At 41.9% G+C, this 22,608-nt stretch carries 20 protein-coding genes and 1 tRNA gene; 9 read left to right on the top strand and 12 right to left on the bottom strand.

The features are described from left to right. Positions 1–48: 48 nt before the first annotated feature. Positions 49–1,041 (bottom strand): LacI family DNA-binding transcriptional regulator, encoded by a 993-nt coding sequence (locus A4G13_RS01840; RefSeq protein ID WP_090654753.1) that lies wholly within the window; start codon positions 1,039–1,041, stop codon positions 49–51. 250 nt (positions 1,042–1,291) lie between these two features. On the opposite strand from A4G13_RS01840, the gene A4G13_RS01835 reads away from it, so the two are divergent. Further along, on the top strand, positions 1,292–2,563 hold the full coding sequence (locus tag A4G13_RS01835; protein ID WP_090654751.1) for an MFS transporter: 1,272 nt from the start codon (positions 1,292–1,294) through the stop codon (positions 2,561–2,563). A gap of 12 nt (positions 2,564–2,575) precedes the next feature. After that, complete coding sequence (locus A4G13_RS01830) at positions 2,576–5,602, top strand: glycoside hydrolase family 2 TIM barrel-domain containing protein (protein ID WP_090654749.1); 3,027 nt, start codon at positions 2,576–2,578, stop codon at positions 5,600–5,602. 179 nt (positions 5,603–5,781) lie between these two features. On the opposite strand, the gene A4G13_RS01825 is transcribed toward A4G13_RS01830, so the two are convergent. Then, positions 5,782–5,857, bottom strand: a tRNA-Thr gene (locus A4G13_RS01825). A 124-nt stretch (positions 5,858–5,981) separates the two neighbouring features. Between A4G13_RS01825 and pdxY the strand changes: the two genes are divergently transcribed. Next, on the top strand, positions 5,982–6,842 hold the full coding sequence (pdxY, locus tag A4G13_RS01820; RefSeq protein WP_090654747.1) for a pyridoxal kinase PdxY: 861 nt from the start codon (positions 5,982–5,984) through the stop codon (positions 6,840–6,842). A gap of 91 nt (positions 6,843–6,933) precedes the next feature. Further along, positions 6,934–8,214, top strand: a complete 1,281-nt coding sequence (gene tilS, locus A4G13_RS01815; RefSeq protein ID WP_090654745.1) for a tRNA lysidine(34) synthetase TilS — start codon at positions 6,934–6,936, stop codon at positions 8,212–8,214. 89 nt (positions 8,215–8,303) lie between these two features. Here the strand turns inward: tilS and A4G13_RS01810 are convergent, their stop codons facing one another. The 4 genes from A4G13_RS01810 to A4G13_RS01795 form a co-directional block, all read right to left on the bottom strand. Next, positions 8,304–8,879, bottom strand: a complete 576-nt coding sequence (locus tag A4G13_RS01810) for a hypothetical protein (protein ID WP_041639626.1) — start codon at positions 8,877–8,879, stop codon at positions 8,304–8,306. Between the two features lie 19 nt (positions 8,880–8,898). Then, positions 8,899–10,212: an NCS2 family permease gene (locus tag A4G13_RS01805; protein ID WP_011199981.1), complete on the bottom strand. Its 1,314-nt coding sequence runs from the start codon at positions 10,210–10,212 to the stop codon at positions 8,899–8,901. A gap of 143 nt (positions 10,213–10,355) precedes the next feature. Continuing rightward, on the bottom strand, positions 10,356–10,556 hold the full coding sequence (locus tag A4G13_RS01800) for a glycine zipper 2TM domain-containing protein (RefSeq protein WP_011199980.1): 201 nt from the start codon (positions 10,554–10,556) through the stop codon (positions 10,356–10,358). Between the two features lie 227 nt (positions 10,557–10,783). Further along, a complete protein-coding gene (locus A4G13_RS01795; protein WP_050738252.1) occupies positions 10,784–11,200 on the bottom strand; it encodes a DUF805 domain-containing protein in 417 nt (138 codons plus the stop codon). A gap of 106 nt (positions 11,201–11,306) precedes the next feature. Between A4G13_RS01795 and galE the strand changes: the two genes are divergently transcribed. The 3 genes from galE to adk all read left to right on the top strand — a co-directional run bounded on the left by galE (position 11,307) and on the right by adk (position 14,475). After that, positions 11,307–12,323 (top strand): UDP-glucose 4-epimerase GalE, encoded by a 1,017-nt coding sequence (gene galE, locus A4G13_RS01790; RefSeq protein ID WP_090654743.1) that lies wholly within the window; start codon positions 11,307–11,309, stop codon positions 12,321–12,323. A 169-nt stretch (positions 12,324–12,492) separates the two neighbouring features. Then, complete coding sequence (locus A4G13_RS01785) at positions 12,493–13,755, top strand: AmpG family muropeptide MFS transporter (protein WP_090654741.1); 1,263 nt, start codon at positions 12,493–12,495, stop codon at positions 13,753–13,755. Between the two features lie 75 nt (positions 13,756–13,830). After that, a complete protein-coding gene (gene adk, locus A4G13_RS01780; protein ID WP_011199975.1) occupies positions 13,831–14,475 on the top strand; it encodes an adenylate kinase in 645 nt (214 codons plus the stop codon). A gap of 74 nt (positions 14,476–14,549) precedes the next feature. On the opposite strand, the gene A4G13_RS01775 is transcribed toward adk, so the two are convergent. From A4G13_RS01775 to mepM, 5 genes are all read right to left on the bottom strand, one after another. Beyond that, the gene (locus A4G13_RS01775) at positions 14,550–15,458 is read right to left on the bottom strand and encodes a siderophore ABC transporter substrate-binding protein (RefSeq protein ID WP_090654739.1); all 909 of its coding nucleotides are present in this window, start codon (positions 15,456–15,458) and stop codon (positions 14,550–14,552) included. Between the two features lie 23 nt (positions 15,459–15,481). Then, positions 15,482–16,246 (bottom strand): iron ABC transporter ATP-binding protein, encoded by a 765-nt coding sequence (locus tag A4G13_RS01770; protein ID WP_090654737.1) that lies wholly within the window; start codon positions 16,244–16,246, stop codon positions 15,482–15,484. Then, complete coding sequence (locus A4G13_RS01765) at positions 16,237–17,217, bottom strand: iron chelate uptake ABC transporter family permease subunit (protein ID WP_090654736.1); 981 nt, start codon at positions 17,215–17,217, stop codon at positions 16,237–16,239. Before A4G13_RS01765 ends, A4G13_RS01770 begins: the two co-directional genes overlap by 10 nt. Next, positions 17,210–18,163, bottom strand: coding sequence for an ABC transporter permease (locus tag A4G13_RS01760; protein WP_142999797.1), 954 nt, complete (start codon positions 18,161–18,163; stop codon positions 17,210–17,212). Before A4G13_RS01760 ends, A4G13_RS01765 begins: the two co-directional genes overlap by 8 nt. 117 nt (positions 18,164–18,280) lie before the next feature. Continuing rightward, a complete protein-coding gene (mepM, locus tag A4G13_RS01755) occupies positions 18,281–19,747 on the bottom strand; it encodes a murein DD-endopeptidase MepM (protein WP_165898039.1) in 1,467 nt (488 codons plus the stop codon). Positions 19,748–19,997: 250 nt separating this feature from the next. Between mepM and znuC the strand changes: the two genes are divergently transcribed. Both znuC and znuB read left to right on the top strand, forming a co-directional pair. Continuing rightward, positions 19,998–20,792 carry a zinc ABC transporter ATP-binding protein ZnuC gene (znuC, locus tag A4G13_RS01750; protein ID WP_090654730.1) on the top strand — a complete coding sequence of 265 codons (795 nt, stop codon included), beginning with the start codon at positions 19,998–20,000 and terminating at the stop codon, positions 20,790–20,792. An 11-nt stretch (positions 20,793–20,803) separates the two neighbouring features. Next, positions 20,804–21,589: a zinc ABC transporter permease subunit ZnuB gene (gene znuB, locus A4G13_RS01745; RefSeq protein ID WP_011199968.1), complete on the top strand. Its 786-nt coding sequence runs from the start codon at positions 20,804–20,806 to the stop codon at positions 21,587–21,589. A 106-nt stretch (positions 21,590–21,695) separates the two neighbouring features. On the opposite strand, the gene metF is transcribed toward znuB, so the two are convergent. Beyond that, the gene (metF, locus tag A4G13_RS01740; RefSeq protein ID WP_011199966.1) at positions 21,696–22,577 is read right to left on the bottom strand and encodes a methylenetetrahydrofolate reductase; all 882 of its coding nucleotides are present in this window, start codon (positions 22,575–22,577) and stop codon (positions 21,696–21,698) included. Between the last annotated feature and the right edge of the window lie 31 nt (positions 22,578–22,608).

The following is a 22,608-nucleotide window of genomic DNA, read 5'->3' as shown; positions in this document are numbered from 1 at the left end:
AAAATATTTTCCGCTTCATCCTAAAATTACAGCTCTTTCACTGCCGGTCTAACAAGATTCCCCTTCAATCAGCGGGCAAGGAAGCTGATGAATATATCTATCCTTCCGCCCCTCGATCAGATGAAGAGCCGCCTCTTGCCCCATTTGGTAATGAGGAAGCTCAACCGTAGTTAGGGGAGGAATAAAGAGTTGAGCTATCCCGACCATATTATCATAACCGCAGACGGCCACATCTTCAGGAATTCGATAGCCCTTAGCAAGCAAAAGCTGGTAAGCAACCAGCGCAATCCGATCATTACCGCAGATAATCACATCAAAAGGCAGAGGATCCGGCTTCTCCAGATAATCTATCAGGGGCTGAGCGCCTTCAAAATAGTCCTCTCCGTCTCTTCTCATAAAGAACTGTACAGGTTTCTGACCGGAGTGATTCGCCCAGGCATCTTCAAATGCCTGACGACGCTTGGCGGTCGCAATATAATTCTTTGGAATATGGAGAAAAAGAGGACGTTGATATCCCTTAGCAACAATTCTGTCAACCACTACTCGCTGTCCCTGATAATCATCAGGAATATAAGCGGCGACAGCCATATCCTGAGTTTGACAATTTGCCAGAACTAAAGGAAAGCTCCGTAATTTTTCAGGAATAGAGACATTCTTAAGCCCGTTACGGGCAATAATGATTGCGCTGGGGCGATGAGAAAGCATCTGTTCTACTGCATCTTCCATAGCCTGAGAATCATTTTCAAACGTATTGATAACAAAAGAATTCCAGCCGTGTTGGCGGACGGTCTGCTCAATTCCCAAAAGGATTTCCACAGAAAAAGGAGTAGTAGCCGTTCCTAAAGACAAAACGCCGATAGTATTAGCCGCTACTCCCCTGATATGCTGGGCGGCTAAATTAGGAACATAACCCAGACGATCAATTACTTCTTTGACCACCTTATAAGTCTTAGGTGATAGTTTATCAGGACTCTTAAGAGCCCGGGAAACAGTCATCAGAGAAACACCCGCTTCTTTCGCTACATCTTTAAGTGATACCATAAGCACTCCTATTGAAATAACAATCCCATAATATCTTCTTTTTGTTTAATTTGTTAACCTTAACACTATTTTTTGCGACATCGATCACAAATTTAAAATGTTAACGTTAAATTTTATGATCTACTTCACATTTTAAGCTAAAAATATTTGTTTTATTAAAATGCTAACGTTAACATTTTAATAAAGAGGGAATAGATTATTTTTTTCATCTCCCTATTTTCCACATTAAAATCCTTGATAAGGAGTGCTTATGACAAGCCAAAATAAGATAAATGCGGTTCCTTCAAATCAAAATTTTTATTTGAACAACCGTAACTATTGGATCTTTAGCGGTTACTTTTTCGTCTATTTCTTTATTATGGCCACATGTTATCCCTTCTTAGGCATTTGGTTGGGAGATATTAACGGTCTGTCGGGAGAAGATCGAGGCACAGTATTTGCTATGATGTCTTTCTTTGCCCTTTGCTTTCAGCCTGTTTTTGGCTATGTGTCAGATAAATTGGGATTGAAAAAACATCTCCTCTGGGTATTAGGTATAAGCCTTTTAATCTATGCACCGTTTTTTATCTATATTTTCGCACCGTTGCTTAAAGTGAATGTTTGGTTAGGTTCCTTGGTTGGCGGCGCCTATATCGGCTTTGTTTTCCAGGCGGGAGCACCGGCTTCGGAAGCTTATATTGAGCGGGTCAGTCGTCGTAGTAAATTTGAATACGGGCGGGTCAGAATGTTCGGAATGTTCGGCTGGGCTATTTGCGCCTCCATAGCCGGAGTCCTTTACGCTACCAATCCTAATCTGGTCTTTTGGCTTGGTTCTATAGCCTCTCTAATCCTTTTACTTTTGATAGCCCTAGCTAAGCCGGAACAAACCAGCACCGCGCAAATCGCGGAGAAATTAGGGGCTAATAAAAATCCGGTTAACCTCAGACAGGCATTCGCTCTCCTCAAACTACCGAAATTTTGGGCGCTTCTGGCTTATGTAATGGGAATTGCCTGTGTTTACGACATCTTCGACCAACAATTCGGTAATTTTTTTAATACCTTTTTTGAATCGCACGAACAAGGAATCAAAATGTTTGGTTATGTAACCACTGCCGGTGAATTGTTAAACGCCCTGATTATGTTCTTTGTTCCCCTTATCATTAATCGTATCGGTGCTAAAAATGCTCTGCTTATTGCGGGAACCATTATGAGCGTGCGGATCATCGGCTCTTCCTATGCAACCGAGGCCTGGCATGTGGTAGTTTTAAAAACTCTGCATATGTTTGAAGTTCCTTTTTACCTAGTAGGGCTATTTAAATACATTGCTAATGTATTTGAAGTACATTTTTCTGCAACCATTTATCTGGTAGCCTGCCACTTTGCCAAACAGATCGGCAATATGCTGGTATCCCCTTTGGTAGGCGCTTGGTACGATACCTATGGTTTCCAAGATACTTACCTAATTCTAGGCTGCATTGCCGCCGGATTCACCCTGCTTTCGGTTTTTACACTTACCGGCAAATCCTTATCGTCTCAATCATAATCAGGAGGAATTATGTTTATCCATCGTTATTTTGAAGACCCTCAAGCCTTGCATATTAATACGACTCCTCATCACGCCTATTTTATTCCGCAAAAGTGCGGTCAAAAATGGGAAAATTTTGAGCCTGAGCAATCGATTTTTTATTTAAGCCTGAACGGTTACTGGGATTTCCGCTACTATCTCAGCCCTCAAGAATTGCCGGAATCGCCAAATGAAGTGAATTTCGAAGCAAAAATCCCTGTACCCTCAAATTGGCAGACCCAAGGATATGATCGGCACCATTATACTAACATCAACTATCCTTTCCCTTTTGATCCGCCTTATGTTCCTCAGAATAATCCATGCGGAATCTATCGGCGGACATTTGAGTTGAATAAGAAAGAAAATAAACATTATCTGCTCAATTTCGAAGGGGTAGATAGTTGCCTTTATGTCTATATTAATCAAACTTTCGTAGGCTACGGGCAAATCAGCCACTCCACTAATGAATTTGATATTACGGATTTTGTGCAAGCGGGCAACAATGAAATTTTCGTAGTAGTTCTTAAATGGTGTGACGGTTCTTATCTGGAAGATCAGGATAAATTCCGCATGTCCGGTATTTTCAGAGATGTTTATATCTTAGAACGAGAAGCAAATTACCTTCAAGACTTTTTTATCCGCACCGACCTTTCTCCGGATCTCAATAATGCGCAAATTAAAGTAGAAACTAAATTCCTGGAGAACAATCAGAATATAGATTATGCCCTTTATGATCCAAGCGGGAAGCTGTTAATTCAACAACAAACCGACAAATTTGAAATCTCTTTTGATAATCCGGAAACCTGGAATGCCGAAAATCCTCGCCTTTATACTCTTATAATGTCTTATGGACAAGAACAAATTGTTCAGCGATTAGGCTTCCGCCGTATTCAAATAGAAAACGGCATTCTTTTATTTAACGGACAACCTATTAAATTCCGCGGAGTTAATCGTCATGACAGCGATCCCGTCACCGGCTATCATATCAGCCGCACTCAGGCTGTCCGAGATCTGCAACTGATGAAAGCTCATAATATTAACGCTATCCGAACAGCCCACTATCCTAATGCCCCCTGGTTTAGTGAACTTTGTGATCGGTACGGTTTCTATTTAATCGGCGAAAGCGATATTGAAAGTCACGGTTCTTCCATGCTGGCAGTTAGACAGACCGAACCAAGTATCTTTCTTAACGTTAAGAATAGCTATGAACATGAACGCATTCGACAGGATAATATTGATAATCTTTGCTATTTTGCTCGAGATCCGCAATTCAAAGAAGCTTTGTTGGACAGAACTTATGCAAATGTCGAACGGGATAAAAACCGAACCTCGGTTATAATCTGGTCGCTGGGTAACGAAAGCGGTTACGGAGAAAACTTTGAGGCTTGTGCCGCCTGGGTTAAATCACGTGATCCCGGCCGTTTGGTTCATTATGAAAGCTCTATCTACCAGCATTCCGCCCATCGGAATGACTTATCCAATCTTGATTTCTACAGCGAAATGTATGCTGCAACAGAAGATCTGGATGCCTATTTCGCCAATCCGGCAAACCTTAAACCCTTCATGCTCTGCGAATACAGCCACGCTATGGGTAATTCTAATGGAGATGCTGAAGACTACTTTCAAGCTTTCCACCGTCATCCGGGATCCTGCGGCGGCTTTGTCTGGGAATGGTGTGATCACGCCCCTTATAGAGATGATAAACCGGAACATTTCGGTTATGGCGGCGATTTTGGCGAAAGCCCTCACGACGGCAATTTCTGCGTGGACGGATTGGTCTCGCCCGATCGAATTCCCCATACCAACTTATTGGAATTAAAAAATGTCAATCGTCCGGTTCGTGCTTGGTTAGAACAAGGAAAAGTTTATATTAAAAATTACCTGGATTTTACCAATCTCAAGGAAATTCTGACCATTCGTTACAGTTTTAGTGAAAACGGAAAAGTGATTAATCAAAGTGAATTACAGATTGATTGCGCCCCTCATCAGATCCAAGTATTGGATATAGTCCTACCTGCCGATAACGGCAATCTCTGGTGGCTGAATTTGGACTATGTTTTAACTCAAGCGACAGATCTGCTAAGCAAAAACCATCTCCTAGGTTTTGATCAATTAATTATTTTCGAACGAGGTGCCCTACCCGCCCGAATCTTTAAAAATAAAACCGGACATTTTAAAATTCAGGATACCGCTCAAACATTGAAGATTTGCCAAGGCGATTTTAGCTATGAACTGGATAAGAATAAGGGAATTTTCTCCCGAATTACTTATCGGGAACAAAATCTTATCGAACAACCTCTGGATTTTAATATCTGGCGAGCACCTCTTGATAATGATCGACTGATCCGCCAAAGCTGGCAACAAGCAGGCTATGATAAAACCTATAGCAGAGCTTACCAAATCAACTGGATAGAGAAAAACGAAGGAATACTGATTCAAGCGAATTTAGCTCTGCTGGCAGTGTCTCAGGGGCGGATTCTGAACTTAGCGGTAGATTATCTGCTAGGCGCCGATGGTCAAATGAAAATCAGCCTCCGGGCAATCCGTCCTGAGCACTTACCCTATCTACCTCGCTTCGGTCTTCGTTTCTTCCTACCTAAAGGTCAAACCCAAGGGCAATATTTGGGGTATGGCCCGCAGGAAAATTATGTGGATAAACATCATCTGGCAAAACTGGGGATTTATCCTCTCAATGCAACGGACAACTATGTGGATTATCTCAAACCTCAGGAAAACGGCAGTCACTACGGTAGCCGGTACATAACCCTGAACAGTCTGCATGTCAGCGCCGATCAGCCTTTCAGTTTTAATTTATTGCCTTATAGTCAGGAAGAACTGACCACCAAAGCCCATAATTATGAGCTGAAAGAATCGCCTTGGGATATTCTATGCCTTGATTATAAAATGAGCGGAATCGGTTCCAATTCCTGCGGTCCGAACCTCAAAGAGCAATACCGGCTTAGCGAAACCGATTTTAACTGGGAAGTCTTTCTGCAATGGAGCAACCCGGCTCGTTAGCACGCAAAAAACAAAATAATTCTTTACTTACGGCCTCTTTACTCCCGGTAAAGAGGTCTTTTATCATAGAACCGAAAGCCCTTTGGTCGCAAAAATAAATTGCATAGGAAACGAAAGGAAATCAGAATTCTATTGATTTATGAAAACGATTAAGATAATTTAGACGCTTGTTTGAGAAGTGGTGCCGACTATCGGAATCGAACTGATGACCTACTGATTACAAGTCAGTTGCTCTACCTACTGAGCTAAGTCGGCACAAATTGAATGAGCCGCTATTATATGAATTTTTTAGCGTCTTGCAAGTAAAATTTTCGAAAGATATTAGGGGCTATTTATCTTTTATAAACAGACCCTATTCTGATTAATGAGGTAAAAATAAGTGAAAAACGTTCTCTCGATTCAATCACATGTAGTTTTTGGCTATGCAGGAAACAAATCGGCTACCTTTCCAATGCAATTAATGGGAGTGGATGTATGGGCGTTAAATACGGTTCAATTCTCAAACCATACTCAATATGGAAAATGGACGGGAATGGTCATCCCCAAAGAACAAATCGGTGAAATTATTCGCGGCATTGATGAAATCGGTGAGTTAAAAAACTGTAATGCGGTCGTATCCGGTTATTTGGGTTCCGCCGAACAAGTAGATGAAATTATTAAAGCGGTTGAAAAAGTAAAATCCCTTAACCCACAGGCGTTATATCTTTGTGATCCTGTTATGGGCCATCCGGATAAAGGCTGCATTGTTGCAGACGGCGTAAAAGAAGGTTTAATTAATCTTGCGGTTTCTCATGCGGATATTCTCACTCCTAACCTCGTCGAATTACGGAAAATCAGCGGGTTACCGGTAGAAAATTTTGAGCAAGCGATCGAAGCGGTTAAAGTGATCAGAGCAAAAGGCCCGAAAACAGTGCTGATTAAACATTTAAGTAAAGTAGGTAAATATGCCGATAAATTTGAAATGTTATTAGCAAATGATGAAGGTATTTGGCATTTAACACGACCGCTTTACACCTTTGCAAAAGAACCTGTCGGCGTAGGCGATTTAACCGCGGGGTTATTCCTTGCCAATAAGGTCAATGGAAAATCGGATCTTGAGGCATTTGAACACATGGCAAACGCCGTTAATGAAGTTATGAAAACAACGTTTGAATTAAACAGCTATGAACTTCAACTTATTGCCGCCCGCAAACTGATTGTAAACCCGGTCAGTTCCGTTAAAGCCGTGAAAATCGCCTGATTATTTTTTTGAACGAAAGAGCCGGTTATGGCTCTTTTCTTTTTTGAAGAATATCTTATACTTAAAATTCTTCAAACAAAGCGAATGAATCATGTCGGATATTTTTAATCAATTTCAACAGCAAATTTATCAACAAAAAATACTTATCGCATTCAGCGGCGGCTTGGATTCCACCGCACTACTCGCCTTATGCAAAAAACTTCAAGAAAATCGACCGCACTTTCAGTTTCGTGCCATCCATATTCATCACGGGCTAAGCCCCAATGCGGATAAATGGGCGTTGCATTGTGAAAATATCTGCCGGCAATTTTCCATTCCGCTGATTGTCGAAAAGGTTCGGGTAGATAAAAGCAACGGCATTGAAGCGGGCGCCAGAGAAGCGCGTTATCACGCCATAGCGAACCATTTAAACATCGATGAAGTACTTGCCACCGCCCATCATCTAAATGATCAGACGGAAACCTTTCTGCTTGCGTTGAAACGAGGAAGCGGTGTGCAGGGGCTAAGCGCCATGCAAAAAGAAAGCGTTGTATTTAACTTGCCGATTTTTCGCCCGTTATTACAATTTACCCGCGCGCAACTGGAAGATTACGTAAAATCTCAAAAGATTAATTGGATTGAAGACGAAAGCAATGAAGACAACAGCTATGATCGCAATTTTCTGCGCAATATTATCCTGCCGAAAATGAAAACCCGCTGGGCGCATTTTGATCAGGCGGTTTATCGGGCGGCTCAACATTGTTTTGAACAAACTCAATTGGTAAACGAATTACTTGAAGATGAATTTCAAAAAATCTTTGAAAAAAACGACCGCACTTTATCCGTCAAACTTTTTGACCGTTATTCTTATATCAAACAAAAAGCACTGCTTCGCCTGTGGTTAGCCCGCTTGCAACTTGCCATGCCAAGCCAAAAGCAGTTGGAACAACTTATTCGGGATGTTATTTTTGCTAAACCGGATGCCATACCGCAATTTAAATTAGCAAATCAGGTTATTCGCCGTTATCAGCAAAAACTTTATTTAACGGCGGATTTTGCCGACTTAACCACTGTCGCCATACCGCTGAAAATTTCACAAACCGTCCCGCTACCTGACGGATTAGGCCATATTTCGTTACGGGAACAAAGCGGGTGCTTTGTCTTTAGCTGGCGCCATTATCAGGTTCAATTACCGCCCTGTAAGCAACCTATTGAAATCCGTTTTGCTTATTCCGGTAAGGTAAAACTACATAAAAACGGCGTAAATCAGGATATTAAAAAGGTGTGGCAGAATTTGAATGTTCCGCCGTGGTTACGTAACCGTACTCCATTGATTTTTTACGGCGATCAACTTAAAAGTGCGGTCGGTTTTTTCAAAGTTTTTGACTGTTAAGTTTATATAAAAAAACCTCCTGTATAAGGAGGCCTCTATTGATAAATTTACAAGCGGCGGAATAAATCCCGCCTTACCATAACACTAAATTATTTAGCAGGTTGCGCTGGTGCGGCTTGTTCAGCCGGTTGTTGTGCCGGTTGTGCAGGAGCTTGTTCAGCCGGTTGAGCCGGAGCTTGTTCGGCCGGTTTTGTCTCTGCAGTTTTATCACCAAACTTAGCCTGTAAATCATTTTGTAATTTCATTAACTCTTCCACATTTTTATTCAATGCTTCGGTTTTTGCTTTTAATGCGTTAACGGTTTCTTCCGTACGGGAAACAACTAATACTTTTAAGCTATCCGCGGTAACGTCTTGAGATTCTAAGAATACCGCTTTAGTTTTTTCTTTCAACGCTTTAATTTCATTACTTTTAATATCTAATTGATCCAGACTTTTTACTAAATCCTGAACTTTAGCTTTATATGAAGCTAATACGGGCTCAAGTTCGCTCGGCTCTTTAACCGTTGATAAAGCCTGTTGCAACTCGGCTTGAATTTGTTGCTGAGCCGCTGCATTGTCTCTATCCCATGCCTGTAATTTTTTCAGATCCGCAGCCGGATCACTACAAGCCGCTAAAGTAAAGGCTAATAACGCTGCTGCACCTAATTTTGCTAATAATTTCATGTTTTTTCCTTCTAATTGATTAAATTGCCCAACCAAATGCGTAGAATGCGACTAATGCAAGAGCAATTAACACAGTTCCAACATTTAATTTTTTCATTTCACCGGAAACAATACGACCGATAACCAATGCTGCAAATCCCAGCATAATGCCGGTTACAATATTCGCCGTTAAGACAATAAATACCGCACAAATTAATCCAGACATCGCGCCGACAAAGTCATCGAAGTCTAATTTGCTTACATTGCTTAACATTAATAAACCTACATACATTAAGGCCGGTGCGGTTGCATAGCCCGGCACCAAAGTTGCAAGCGGTTGGAAAAACAGCATAAGTAGGAACAATACGCCTACAACTATCGCTGTAATCCCCGTTTTACCGCCTGCCGCCGTACCTGCCGCCGATTCAATATAAACCGCCGCAGGTGCCGTACCAAATAATCCAGAGAACAAACTACTCACGGAGTCGGCGGTCAATGCTTTACCACCGTTAATAATTTGCCCGTCTTTATCCAATAAATTTGCCTGCCCGGCAACTGCGCGAATGGTACCTGTCGCATCAAACACCGCAGTCATTACCAAAGCGAAAACCACTGGCAAAATTGCCGGTTGCAGGGCGCCTTGGATATCAAGCGCAGCAAATAAAGACTGTTCGCCGAAACTCGGCATTTTAAAGACTTCGCCGCCAAAAGTGACATTCGGATCAAAAATCAATCCGACTATCGTAATGGCTATAATCACCCAAAGAATAGCGCCTTTAATTTGTAATTTTTCTAAACCTATAATAAATGCAAGCCCGATTAGCGACATCATCACCGGAAAAGAAGTAAATTCACCAAACTTAACCGGCAATCCGGCTTGATTACTTACCACTGCGCCGACACCGTTTGCCGCAATGAGTAATAAAAATAAACCGATACCAATTCCCGCACCCTGTGCTATGCTGGCGGGAAGATTACGTAAAATCCATGCCCGAATTCCAGTAGCGGAAATTAAAGTAAATACCGCCCCCATCAGGAAAACCGCGCCAAGTGCCACCGGAATGCTCACCTGCTGCCCTAGCACAAGGCTGAATGCGGTAAACGCCGTTAATGAAATCGCACAACCTATTGCCATTGGCGCATTCGCCCAAAAGCCAATCAGAATCGAGCCTAACCCCGAAACCAAACAAGTTGCTATAAATACGCTTTCTGCCGGAAAGCCCGCTTTGCTTAACATTCCGGGTACAACAATAATGGAATAAACCATCGCTAAAAAAGTCGTTAAGCCGGCAATAATTTCTTGACGAACCGTTGAACCGCGTTCAATCAGTTCGAAACGTTTTTCTAAAGACATAGAATCCCCTCGAGATTAAAAATAGGGGGATATTTTACTCGAAAAAAATAAATAGTAAACGATTGCCGGCAAGATAGCGACAGATTCCATATTTGGCTCTATAAAAAAGATCCGCCGTTGCGGATCTTATTAATCTAAGGCGATTATTTTACCTGGCTACCGATTAAGCCGCCTAAAGCAGCCCCACCTAACGTAGCACCGGTAGATTCACCAATCGCATGACCGACAACACCACCGGCTACTGCGCCGATTGCCGTATTTTTTTGGGTTTTAGACATATTGCTGCAAGCGCCTACAGAACCTGCAATAACCAAAATACCTAATACTTTTACAATAGATTTCATGCTTTAAAACTCCATAAAGTTATGATTACTGTTTATCGTTTGTTAGTCAAAATATAACTCGGCTGAGTTTATATCGTTTGATTTTACGCTGTTTAAGACAGGCGTATTAAATAAAAAGTTCAATACCTTTCTTAATTATTTTTTTATTTATATAACAAAATTAAAAATTTCTAAAAAACATTGTTTTTTCACCGCACTTTTATATTGCGATTAACCGGCGCTAAAACTCAAGATTTGCTGATTATATCCGATTGAGTCCGTTTATTTTTTTCATATAGAAAATCCTGTTTGGGATTAACGCCGAAACGATTTGTGGTGAACGAACCGTCAAAACACCAAAAGACGATTAAAATCAAAATACCGATAACCGGAATAAAGCCTAATAACAACCACCATGCGGAACGATCCGTATCGTGCAAACGGCGGGCGCTTACGGCAATGGTCGGAATTAATACCGCTAAACTATAAATACCGGATAAAAAACCCTGTCCGGTTTGATGATCATAAAAACCAAATAACACATCCAGCACGCCTAAAGCGATACCGATTATCGTGGTAAACAGCATAAACATCCAAAATTCTTTACGTCTTGCTCTGCCCGAAAAAACCGCATATTTTTTCAATACCGAAAGATACCAATTCATATTCATTTCCTCTATTGGATTTGAGTTTATAACTCATTCTTCACTTTTCCTAGTGATTTAAAAGTTTTATACTAACGACGAAATTCACTTTATACAAGGATAAACTATGACAATATTAGTAACGGGCGGCGCAGGCTACATCGGTTCACATACCATAGTGGAATTATTAAATGCGGGCGAAGACGTAGTGGTTTTAGACAATCTCTGCAACTCATCCCCCAAATCCCTTGAGCGTGTAAAACAAATCACCGGAAAAAGTGTTAAATTTTATGAAGGTGACGTGTTAGACAGAACATTGTTACAACGGATTTTTGCCGAAAACCAGATCAAATCCGTAATCCATTTCGCCGGTTTAAAAGCGGTGGGCGAAAGCGTGCAAAAACCTGCCGAATACTATATGAATAATGTTACCGGCTCCCTTGTATTAGTGCAGGAAATGAAAAAAGCCGGCGTGTGGAATCTTGTATTCAGCTCAACAGCCACCGTGTATGGTGAGCCGGAAACCATTCCCGTAACGGAAAACTGCAAAGTAGGCGGAACCAACAGTCCTTACGCTACTTCCAAGTTAATGGTCGAACAAATACTAACCGATGTCGTTAAGGCTGAACCGCGTTTCAGTATGATTATCCTGCGTTATTTCAACCCGGTCGGTGCACATGAGAGCGGTTTAATCGGCGAAGATCCAAACGGTATTCCGAATAATTTAATGCCATACATCAGCCAGGTAGCGATTGGAAAATTGCCGGAATTATCTATTTTTGGTAACGATTATGACACTCATGACGGTACCGGCGTACGCGATTATATTCATGTTGTGGATTTAGCAATCGGTCATTTAAAAGCCTTAGCTCGTCACGAAGATGATGCAGGTCTACATATTTACAACTTAGGTACCGGCATCGGCTATTCCGTACTGGATATGGTGAAAGCCTTCGAAAAAGCCAATAATATGACGTTACCTCACAAATTCGTTGCGCGCCGTCCGGGCGATATTGCCGCCTATTATTCCGATCCGAGTCTTGCGGCAAAAGAACTTAGTTGGACAGCGCAGCGCGGTCTTGAACAAATGATGAAAGATACCTGGAACTGGCAAAAAAATAACCCGAAAGGTTATCGTGATTAATAATGCAGATTTGTGGTGAGATAAATTCTACCCGGCATCTCTATTGATAGTATTGATGGCGCACGCTTCCCGGCGTGTGCCAGAATATTTATAAACAGGATAACACCAGACTACCGTCATTAATAAAAGAAAGCTTCGCTAAAAAAATTAAAAAAACCGACCGCACTTTATGTCTCAAAATCATTTTTTCTCCCATATTTTCAACCGTAATATGCTGATCTGTATTTTCACCGGATTTAGCTCGGGTTTGCCCTTATATATTTTAACCTCCTTAATTCCTACCTGGTTGCGTTCCACCGAAATAGATCTAAAAACCATCGGCTTTTTCACGCTGACCAGCCTGCCCTTTATCTGGAAGTTTCTATGGTCGCCGTTCTTGGATCGCTTTGTACCGCCATTTTTAGGCCGTCGGCGCGGCTGGATGCTGATTTTCCAGTTATTACTGTTGATTTCATTGGGTTTATTCGGCTTTATCGATCCGCACACCAACCTGGGTTTAAGCCTGTTAATCGGCTTAGCCACCATGGTTTCCTTTTTCTCCGCCAGCCAGGATATTGTACTTGATGCCTATCGTCGTGAAATTCTGTCCGACCAAGAATTGGGCATGGGTAATTCAATCCATGTGAGCGCATACCGTATCGCCGGTTTGGTGCCGGGTTCCCTTTCCCTGATTTTATCGGATCATTTCAGCTGGCAGGCGGTATTTATCATTACCGCACTGTTTATGTTGCCGGGGTTGCTGATGACGTTATTTATCAGCCACGAACCTCAAATCGAACTCAAAAGCAACCGTACGTTAGCGGAAAATATCGTTGAACCCTTTAAGGAATTTTTCCAACGTAAGGGACTGTGGGGTGCAATCGGCATTCTCACCTTTATTTTTCTCTATAAATTCGGCGACAGCATGGCCACCGCATTAATTTCGGCCTTCTATCTCGATATGGGTTTTACCAAAACGCAAATCGGTTTAGTGGTAAAAAACGCATCCCTTTGGCCGATGATTATTGCGGGCATTATCGGCGGCATGATTACCCTGAAAATCGGCATTAACAAAGCCCTATGGCTGTTCGGTTTGGTACAAATCGTCACCATTCTCGGCTTTGCCTGGCTGGCGCAGCTCGGCCCCTTTGAAAAAGTGGACAGTTTTGCCATTTTCGCCCTAACCGTTGTGGTAATGGCGGAATATGTGGGCATCGGACTGGGCACTTCCGCCTTTGTAGCCTTTATGGCCAGAGCCACCAACCCCGTTTATACCGCCACCCAACTGGCGCTTTTCACCAGCTTATCGGCATTGCCGAGAGCGGTGTTTAATTCATTTTCCGGGGTGCTGATTGAAAACATGGGCTATTACCACTATTTCTGGCTCTGTTTTTTTCTGGCAATTCCCGGCATGCTGTGCCTGATCTGGGTTGCCCCTTGGAAAGAAAAATAAAAAAACTATAAAAAAATTGACCGCACTTTTCTTTAAAGGTAAGGTAAGCAAGTTATTCAATTAATGGAGATTTCTATGAAAATTATTCTTTTAGGCGCACCGGGCGCAGGCAAAGGAACACAAGCTCAATTTATCATGAACAAATTCGGTATCCCGCAAATCTCAACGGGGGATATGTTCCGCGCCGCAATCAAAGCGGGCACCGAATTAGGTAAACAGGCTAAAGCATTAATGGATGAAGGTAAATTAGTGCCTGACGAATTAACCGTCGCCCTGGTTAAAGACCGTATTGCCCAGCCGGATTGTGCCAACGGTTTCTTATTAGACGGTTTCCCGCGCACCATTCCGCAAGCGGATGCGTTAAAAGACTCGGGCGTGAACATTGATTACGTATTAGAATTCGACGTGCCGGACGAAGTGATTGTAGAGCGCATGAGCGGTCGCCGCGTGCACCAGGCTTCCGGTCGTTCATATCATATCGTTTATAACCCGCCGAAAGTGGAAGGCAAAGACGATGTGACCGGTGAAGATTTAATTATCCGCGCTGACGACAAACCGGAAACCGTTTTGGATCGTTTAGCAGTTTATCACAAACAAACCCAACCTTTGGTTGACTACTATCAAGCGGAAGCCAACGCAGGCAACACCAAATACTTCCGGTTAGACGGCACCAAAAAAGTAGAAGAAGTGAGTGCCGAATTAAATTCCATTTTAGGTTAATCTCTCAAAACGGCAAAAGGCGAATTTTTAATTCGCCTTTGTTCTCTTCTTAGTTCTCTTCTTAAAATTTCGGATTATTTGACCGCACTTTCAATCTCAGAAATCATAGTATCCATAGACTGCAAGCCGCCGAAGGCTAAATACCAGTTTTCGGCATTTAAATACACAATATGATTATTTTTTGCCGCTTTAGTCGGTTTGATTAAGGCGTTATCAAGCACGGTTTGCGCATTATTGGCTTTGTCCGTAATTGCCGCCGTGCGATCAACCACCAATAAATAATCAGGATTTTTCTCCGCAATATATTCAAACCCTACGCTATTGCCATGAGTCGATGAGGATAAATTTTTATCAATCGGCGTAAATCCGAATTTTTGGTATACCAAAGCATAACGGGATTTATCGCCAAATGCGCTGATACGGCTTTCGTTTACAATTGTCACCAACGCGCTTTTACCGGCGGTTAATTTGGCAAGAGCCGTCATTCGGTTATCTAACTGAGCCAGTTTTTCCTTAACCGCGGATTCTTTATTAAAAATTTTCCCTAAGGCTAATAAATTTTGCTCAAACGACGGATAATAATTTTCGTAGTCGTTTTCCATATAAAATACCGGTGCGATTTCTTTTAACCGAGCCAATACTTTTTTCTGACGCCCCGAAGCAATAATTAAATCGGGAGACATTTCATTAATTTTCTCAAACGCCGGTTCCGGCATTGTTCCCGCATTGGCATACTTGTCCGTATCAAATTCGGCTAAATATTGCGGAATGCGCCCTTTTGAAATTCCCACAACCGCCTCTTTCGCACCGATTTCACGAATCGTATCCAGCGCGGCAAAATCCAGCACCACTACCCGTTTAGGATTTTCCGGCACAATTTGTTTGCCGCCGAAAGTCTCTAAGCCGATATCCGCCGCTTGTGCGCTTACCACCCCAAATGCCGCAACCAAGCCTGCCGCCAATGTAATTAATGTTTTTTTCATTGAGTTCTCCTTATCAATCAATGCTAATTTTTAAAATAAACGGCAATTTTGTTGCCATTAATTTCCTGAATCGGAATTTCCATGCCGTAAATTTCCTCTAATACGGATGTTTGCATGATTTCCGCAATACTCCCTTGCTTGACCAATTTACCGTTTTTCATGGCGACAATATAATCGGAATAACAGGAGGCGAAATTAATATCATGGATCACAATCACTACGGTTTTATTCAGTTCCGTTACCAATTTGCGCAACACCTGCATAATCTGTACCGAATGTTTCATATCCAGATTATTCAAGGGTTCGTCAAGCAGGATATAATCGGTATCCTGAGCTAAAGTCATAGCGATATACGCCCGTTGACGCTGACCGCCGCTGAGCTCGTCAATATACTGATGGCGGAATTCTTCTAAATCCATATAACCGATGGCGTTGTCAATAAAAGTGCGGTCGTTTTTTTTCAAATTTCCCTTTGAATAGGGAAACCGCCCGAATGCCACCAGTTCTTCAACCGTTAAACGCAGATTAATGTGATTGGATTGCTTCAATATAGATAACTGCTTGGCAATATCCGCACTTTTTTGTTCGTTTAATAATTTCCCGTTCAATAATACATCACCGCTATCGGCGTTTAGTAAGCGGCTGATAATGGCAAGCACCGTGCTTTTGCCGGCCCCGTTAGGGCCGATAAACGAGGTGATTTTCCCTTTAGGAATAACTAATGAAACGGAATCTACAACCTTTTTCGAGCCATAGCTTTTATTAACATGTTTAATTTCTATTGCCATTTTTTGTTTGCTCTTAATAATAAGTAAATAAAATATACGCCGCCCGTAAAGTTAATGATAATGCTCAAAGTGGTATTAAAAGTGAACACCTGCGAAACCAGTACCTGCCCCATAACCAACGTCATTACGGAGATGAGCATCGCCGCCGGAATTAAGATTTTATGTTGATATCCGCGGATAAATTCGAACGTTACATTCATCACTAGCAATCCTAAAAAGGTTAAAGGCCCTACAAGTGCAGTGGAAACCGAGGTCAGAATCGCCACAATAATCAATAACCGGCGGGTTACGGCTTGGTAATCGACACCTAGATTAATCGCCTGATCCCGCCCAAGAGCAAGTACGTCAAAATAGCGAAGATAACGGCAGGTATAAAAAATCACTACCAGCAAAATGCCGAGCGCAATCCAAAGAATATCCAAATTAATGCGGTTAAAACTGGCAAAACCGATATCCTGCGCAATTTGAAACTCGTTCGGATCAATCAGCACTTCCATAAAAGTCGTTAAACTTTGGAAAAACGTACCGAAAATAATCCCCACCAATAATAAAAAGAAAATATTTTGCCTCTCCCGTTTAAACAGGAAATGATACAAGCCCAGCGCAAACATAACCATGGCGCCGGTGCTGAGAAAAAACAGCAATGTCTGATTAATTCCCAATAAGGTTTTGCTACCGAACAAGAAAATAATTAAGGTTTGAATTAATAAATATAAGGAATCCAGCCCTAAAATACTCGGTGTTAAAATTCGGTTGTTCACGATGGTTTGAAAAATCATGGTTGCCAATGCAATTGCCGCACCTGTCACCACAATGGCTACCAGGCTTAGCGAACGGTGATATAACGCATATTCCCAGCGATTAGGCAGCCGATAAAACAAATAGGCAACCACCGCGACAAGGCTCAACATGCCTAAGATACCCAACTGACGGATCAGTTTGCTATGTATTTTATTTTTATAACTAGACATGCCGATACCGCTTAAATAACAAATATAAGAAAATAGCACTGCCGAATACACCTACAACCGCATTGATGGCAATTTCATAAGGATAAATCACAATGCGCCCGAAAATATCGCAAAACAAAACAAAAACGGCGCCTAAAAGTGCGGTATGAGAAAGGATTTTTTTCAGATTATCCCCCAAATACAGCGTGACTAAATTAGGAATAATCAAGCCGAGAAACGGAATCACGCCTACGGACACAATAACAATCGAAGATACCGTGGCAACAATGGCCAAACCGAGATATAGCACCTGCTGATAATTCAAACCGAGATTGACCGCAAAATCCTGTCCCATACCCACAATAGAAAACCGATTGGCAAACAAATAAGCCGTAATCAAGGCGGGAATGCTGAAATAAAGAATTTCATAACGTCCGCTCATAATCAATGAAAAATCGCCCTGCAACCAGCCCGATAAATTCTGCAGAATATCCTGCTGATAGGCAATAAATGCGGTAACGGAACTGATAATATTGCCGAACATAATGCCGACCAAAGGCACGAAAATACTATCCTTAAATTTAAGGCGGGAGAGGATTGTCATAAACAATAAGGTGCCGAGAAAAGAAACGACAATTGCGATCACCGTTTTAAACAGCATAGAAGCGGTGGGAAAAACCAGCATCGAAATAAGAATACCAAGACGTGCGCTGTCCATCGTGCCCGCGGTGGTAGGCGAAACAAAGCGATTACGGCTTAATTGCTGCATAACAAGGCCGCAAATACTTAGTGCCGAACCGGCAATTAAAATACTGATTAAACGGGGAACGCGGCTAATCAACAGAATTTGCCACTGCTCACTGTTAAAATACAGTAATCCCTTAAGATTAACCGAGCTCACACCGAGGAATAAAGAAATTATAGATAATAAGAGAAGTAATAAAATTAAATAACGACGATGAATCATAATAACAAATGAGAATTATTTTTAATTCTAAATATTATATTTTTCATGACGTCTATGCAAGATATAAAACGAAAAAAGTGCGGTTAAAATTTTTGAATTTTTAACCGCACTTTGAAATTACATTTTTAACTGACGCTCTACGTATTTTGCCTTGGTGAGAAATTGTCGGCGTTCGCTATCACGCATTTCGTTGCTGGTGCCGGGCAATTTCACCGTTAACGGGTTTACCGGTCGCCCGTTAATATGGAATTCATAATGTAAATGTGCGCCGGTAGAAATCCCCGTATTTCCCGAAAGCGCGATGCGTTCACCTCGTTTAACCGATTGACCCGCCTTAACTAAAGGCTTACTTAAATGCATATAAACGGTTTGATATTCGCGACCGTGGCGAATCATAATATAACGCCCCGCCCCGCCTTTCTGGTAAGCCACTTTTTCTACCACGCCGTCGGCAGGTGAAATCACCGGCGTACCGGTAGGTACACCGAAATCCACCCCTTTATGCGGGCGAACGTGGCCGGTTACCGGATGTCTGCGACGAGGATTAAATTGCGAAGAAATCCGTGCCTGACGCTGCAACGGATAACGGGCAAAGCCCTTGCCTAAGGTTTCACCCTGACGGCTGTAATAACGTCCGTTTTCCGCCTGAATAGCATAATAACTCTTGCCTTGGCTAATAATATGAATAGCCTCAACGTTACCCTGCCCAGTTAATTTATCGCCTAAATATTCGCGAAAAATCAAAATCGCAAAATTATCGTCTTTCATCAGTTTTTTCATACTGAACTGCCATTGTAACGCGTTAGTTAATTGGCTGACTTGACGCTGATCCAAGCCTAACTTCAGCAAACTTGCACGGAATGACGAAGTGATTTTTCCTTTCAGCACTTCCTTCTTCCAAACACTTTTTTTCTCTAAAATCTGGCGCTCGAATTTGCCGCTTTCCAGTCGCTCATAAATACGTTCTTCTTTTTCCGAAACAAGCCAGTTTAAATATTCCAGTTCGCCGTTTTTATCCAGGATCCAGTACATTTGTTGACCGGCTTTAAGTTTTTTCAATTCCGGATAACTTGCGATTAACCCTTCAGCTGTCATAGGTTCCAAACCTGAAAGTTCCAATACGTCTTTTAATTCGTCGCCGCGAACTATGGTATGACTGAACTGATCCGAAATACGCTTGGCTTGATCCGCCACGTCCAACAGATCACTTAACGCGCTTTGCGCTTCCGGCGGCAAAGAAGATATATCAAAGTCGTCCGGATCGATTTTTATTTCATCAACTTCATCGTCCTGACCGGATAAATCGTCGTCATAAGAAGTGGCGTTATTGTCTTCGGCTAATACTTTCGCCTGCTCCAGCAGGTGTTGAGTCAGTCTGTCTGATGTTCCGGCATCCGGCGTTAATTTTTCAAATTGTTCCGCTTGCGCCAAAGCCGTATCCCCGTCAATATTTTTGTCTTCCACAGAATCCTTTAAACTAAGAAATGTACCGGTGAAAATAGATATAATAGCCATAAAGAAAATCGCCGCTTTAATACGTGATTTTCGCTTACGTCTATCCCTTGCTAATTTTACGTGCTGCACCACTCTATTTTCCCTTTACATAAATTTACATAAACATTACGTTTCGTTCAGACAAAAAAAATCTGAAAAAATTCATTATACACAAGAAAAATTTTTTAGAAGTACAATTTCTCCGCACTCAAAAATAAACGTAAGGAAAATTACGACGTTATCTTACGGATTTGCAGCAAATTATTCCCGGAAAACTTGAGAACTCGACAAAAATAGGCTATTGTTTAGCACATTTTTTAAAGTACGTGACATTTCATCAATGCAAATAAATTCTATCAAAATCCCACTTATCGAATTGCAGAATATCAAAGTGGTTTTTGGCGCGAAAACGGCACTACAAAATATTAATCTCAGCATTTACCCGAATACGGTCATTACTATTGTGGGACCAAACGGCGGCGGTAAATCCACGCTGCTTAAAGTATTACTTAAATTACTGTCGCCAACCGACGGTAAAGTGATTCACCATCGGGATCTACGTATCGGCTATGTGCCGCAAAAAATTCATTTGGAGCAAAGTTTACCTATTACGGTGGAAAAATTTTTATCCTTAAAAAAAGGTATTTCAAAAGCGGAAATTCAGGATGCCATCGAACTGCTTTCCATTAAACATTTAATTCACAGCAGTATGCAAAAGCTATCCGGTGGTGAAATGCAGCGGGTTCTGCTTGCCAGAGCATTGCTTAACAAACCGAATTTATTGGTATTGGACGAACCTATGCAAGGGGTTGATCTCGGCGGGCAGATTGAACTTTATCAGTTAATCCATCAAACAAGAGAAAAACTCAATTGCGCAATTCTTATGGTTTCCCATGATTTGCATATCGTTATGGCGGATACCAACGAAGTAGTTTGCATTAATCGGCATATTTGTTGCGCGGGTTCGCCTGAAAAAGTATCCAATGACCCTACTTTTATTCACTTATTTGGCGCTCAATTCTCCCAAAATGTGGCGTTTTATACTCATCATCACAACCATCAGCACAATATGCACGGTGATGTTTGCTGTATTGGGAATAAGCATTCCGTTCAATGTATCAACAACGGGAGATAATGGAATAAATTATGTTTGAAATTATTTTTCCCGCTTGGTTAACAGGCATTTTACTCTCATTTATTACCGCTCCGTTAGGTGCGTTTGTAGTTTGGCGTAAAATGGCTTATTTCGGCGATACCCTTTCCCATTCCGCATTATTAGGCGTCGCACTGGGAATTTGCCTGGATATTAACCCTTATTTATCCATTCTGATTCTTACCTTGATTTTAGCGGTGGCAATGGTATGGCTGGAAAGTAATACGCAGTTTTCGGTAGATACTTTATTGGGCATTATCGCTCATAGCTGTTTGTCATTAGGCGTAGTAACCGTAGGATTGCTGCAAAATGTGCGGGTGGATTTAATGGGATATTTATTCGGCGATTTGCTGGCGGTCAGCTACGAAGATTTAATCTATATCGGTATCGGTGTTTTGATCGTCTTAATTTCCCTTATTTATTTTTGGAAACCGTTAATTTCCACCACGGTAAGCCCGGAACTGGCTCAAGTAGAAGGCATTAACATCCGCCGAATGCGGTTTATTTTAATGATCTTAACCGCACTAACCATTGCATTAAGCATGAAATTTGTCGGCGCGTTAATCATTACTTCGCTACTCATTATTCCCGCCGCAACCGCCAGACGATTTGCCCGAACGCCGGAATCCATGGCAATCATCGCGGTCGGGTTAAGTATTGTAGCGGTATCTCTGGGATTAACGCTTTCCGCATTCTATAACACGGCTGCAGGCCCGTCCGTGGTAATTTGCTCTTCATTTATTTTCTTAATTTCATTGCTGAAGAAAGAAAAAATTTAGCCACCATCCCCAAAAAATTAACGATGCGATAATAGGTCTGTTTATCTTTTATAAACAGACCCTAAAGCACCGTTAAATAAAAATTTCGTAAAAAACGACCGTACTTTTACTTCGGTCTGACGCCTAATATATGGCAAATCGCATAAGTCAGTTCGCTGCGGTTTAAAGTATAAAAGTGGAAATCTTTCACGCCTTCGCGGGAAAGTACCCGTACCATATCCAAGGCTACACTGGCGGCAACCAGATTTCTGGTGGTTTGATCCTCATCCAGCCCTTCGTAATTTACCGCTAACCAATTAGGAATTTTCACATTCGTCAGCGCCGCCATTCTTTGCAGCTGTTTAAAATTCGTCACCGGTAAAATCCCCGGTACAATTTCCGCATCAATCCCGATTGAAGCGCAACGATCACGAAAACGCAGGTAGTTATCAATATCAAAGAAAAATTGCGTAATCACATGGTTCGCGCCGGCATCAATCTTACGTTTTAAATTAATCAGATCCGCCTGCGCCGATTTTGCCTCGGGGTGCACTTCCGGATAGGCCGCCACGGAAATATCAAAATCCGCAACGGAGCGCAGCAACGCCACTAAGTCGGAGGCATAAAACGGCGTTTTTGTATAGCCTGCCGGAATATCGCCCCGTAATGCCACAATGCGGCGAATACCGTTATTCCAATAATCCTGTGCAATTTCTTTTAATTGTTCCGGCGTTGCATCAATGCCCGTTAAATGTGGTGCAGCTTCCAAACCAGTTTTTTGCTTAATGTTTTTCACCACGGAATGGGTACGTTCCCGCTCACCGGAATTCGCCCCGTAAGTTACCGAAACAAACTTCGGATTAAGCGTTTTTAAACGATGAATTGATGACCATAGGGTTTCTTCCATTTTTTCATTTTTCGGCGGGAAAAACTCAAAAGACACATTAATTTGCCCGTTTAAATCCGCAACGTGCTGATTCAATGTATCAATGTCTTTCGCATAACTCATAATTCACCTCATTAATATTTATAATTGCATG

Source organism: Basfia succiniciproducens (assembly GCF_011455875.1).
GTDB classification, from domain to species: Bacteria; Pseudomonadota; Gammaproteobacteria; order Enterobacterales; family Pasteurellaceae; genus Basfia; species Basfia succiniciproducens.
This window is presented reverse-complemented; position numbering and strand designations above follow the sequence as displayed.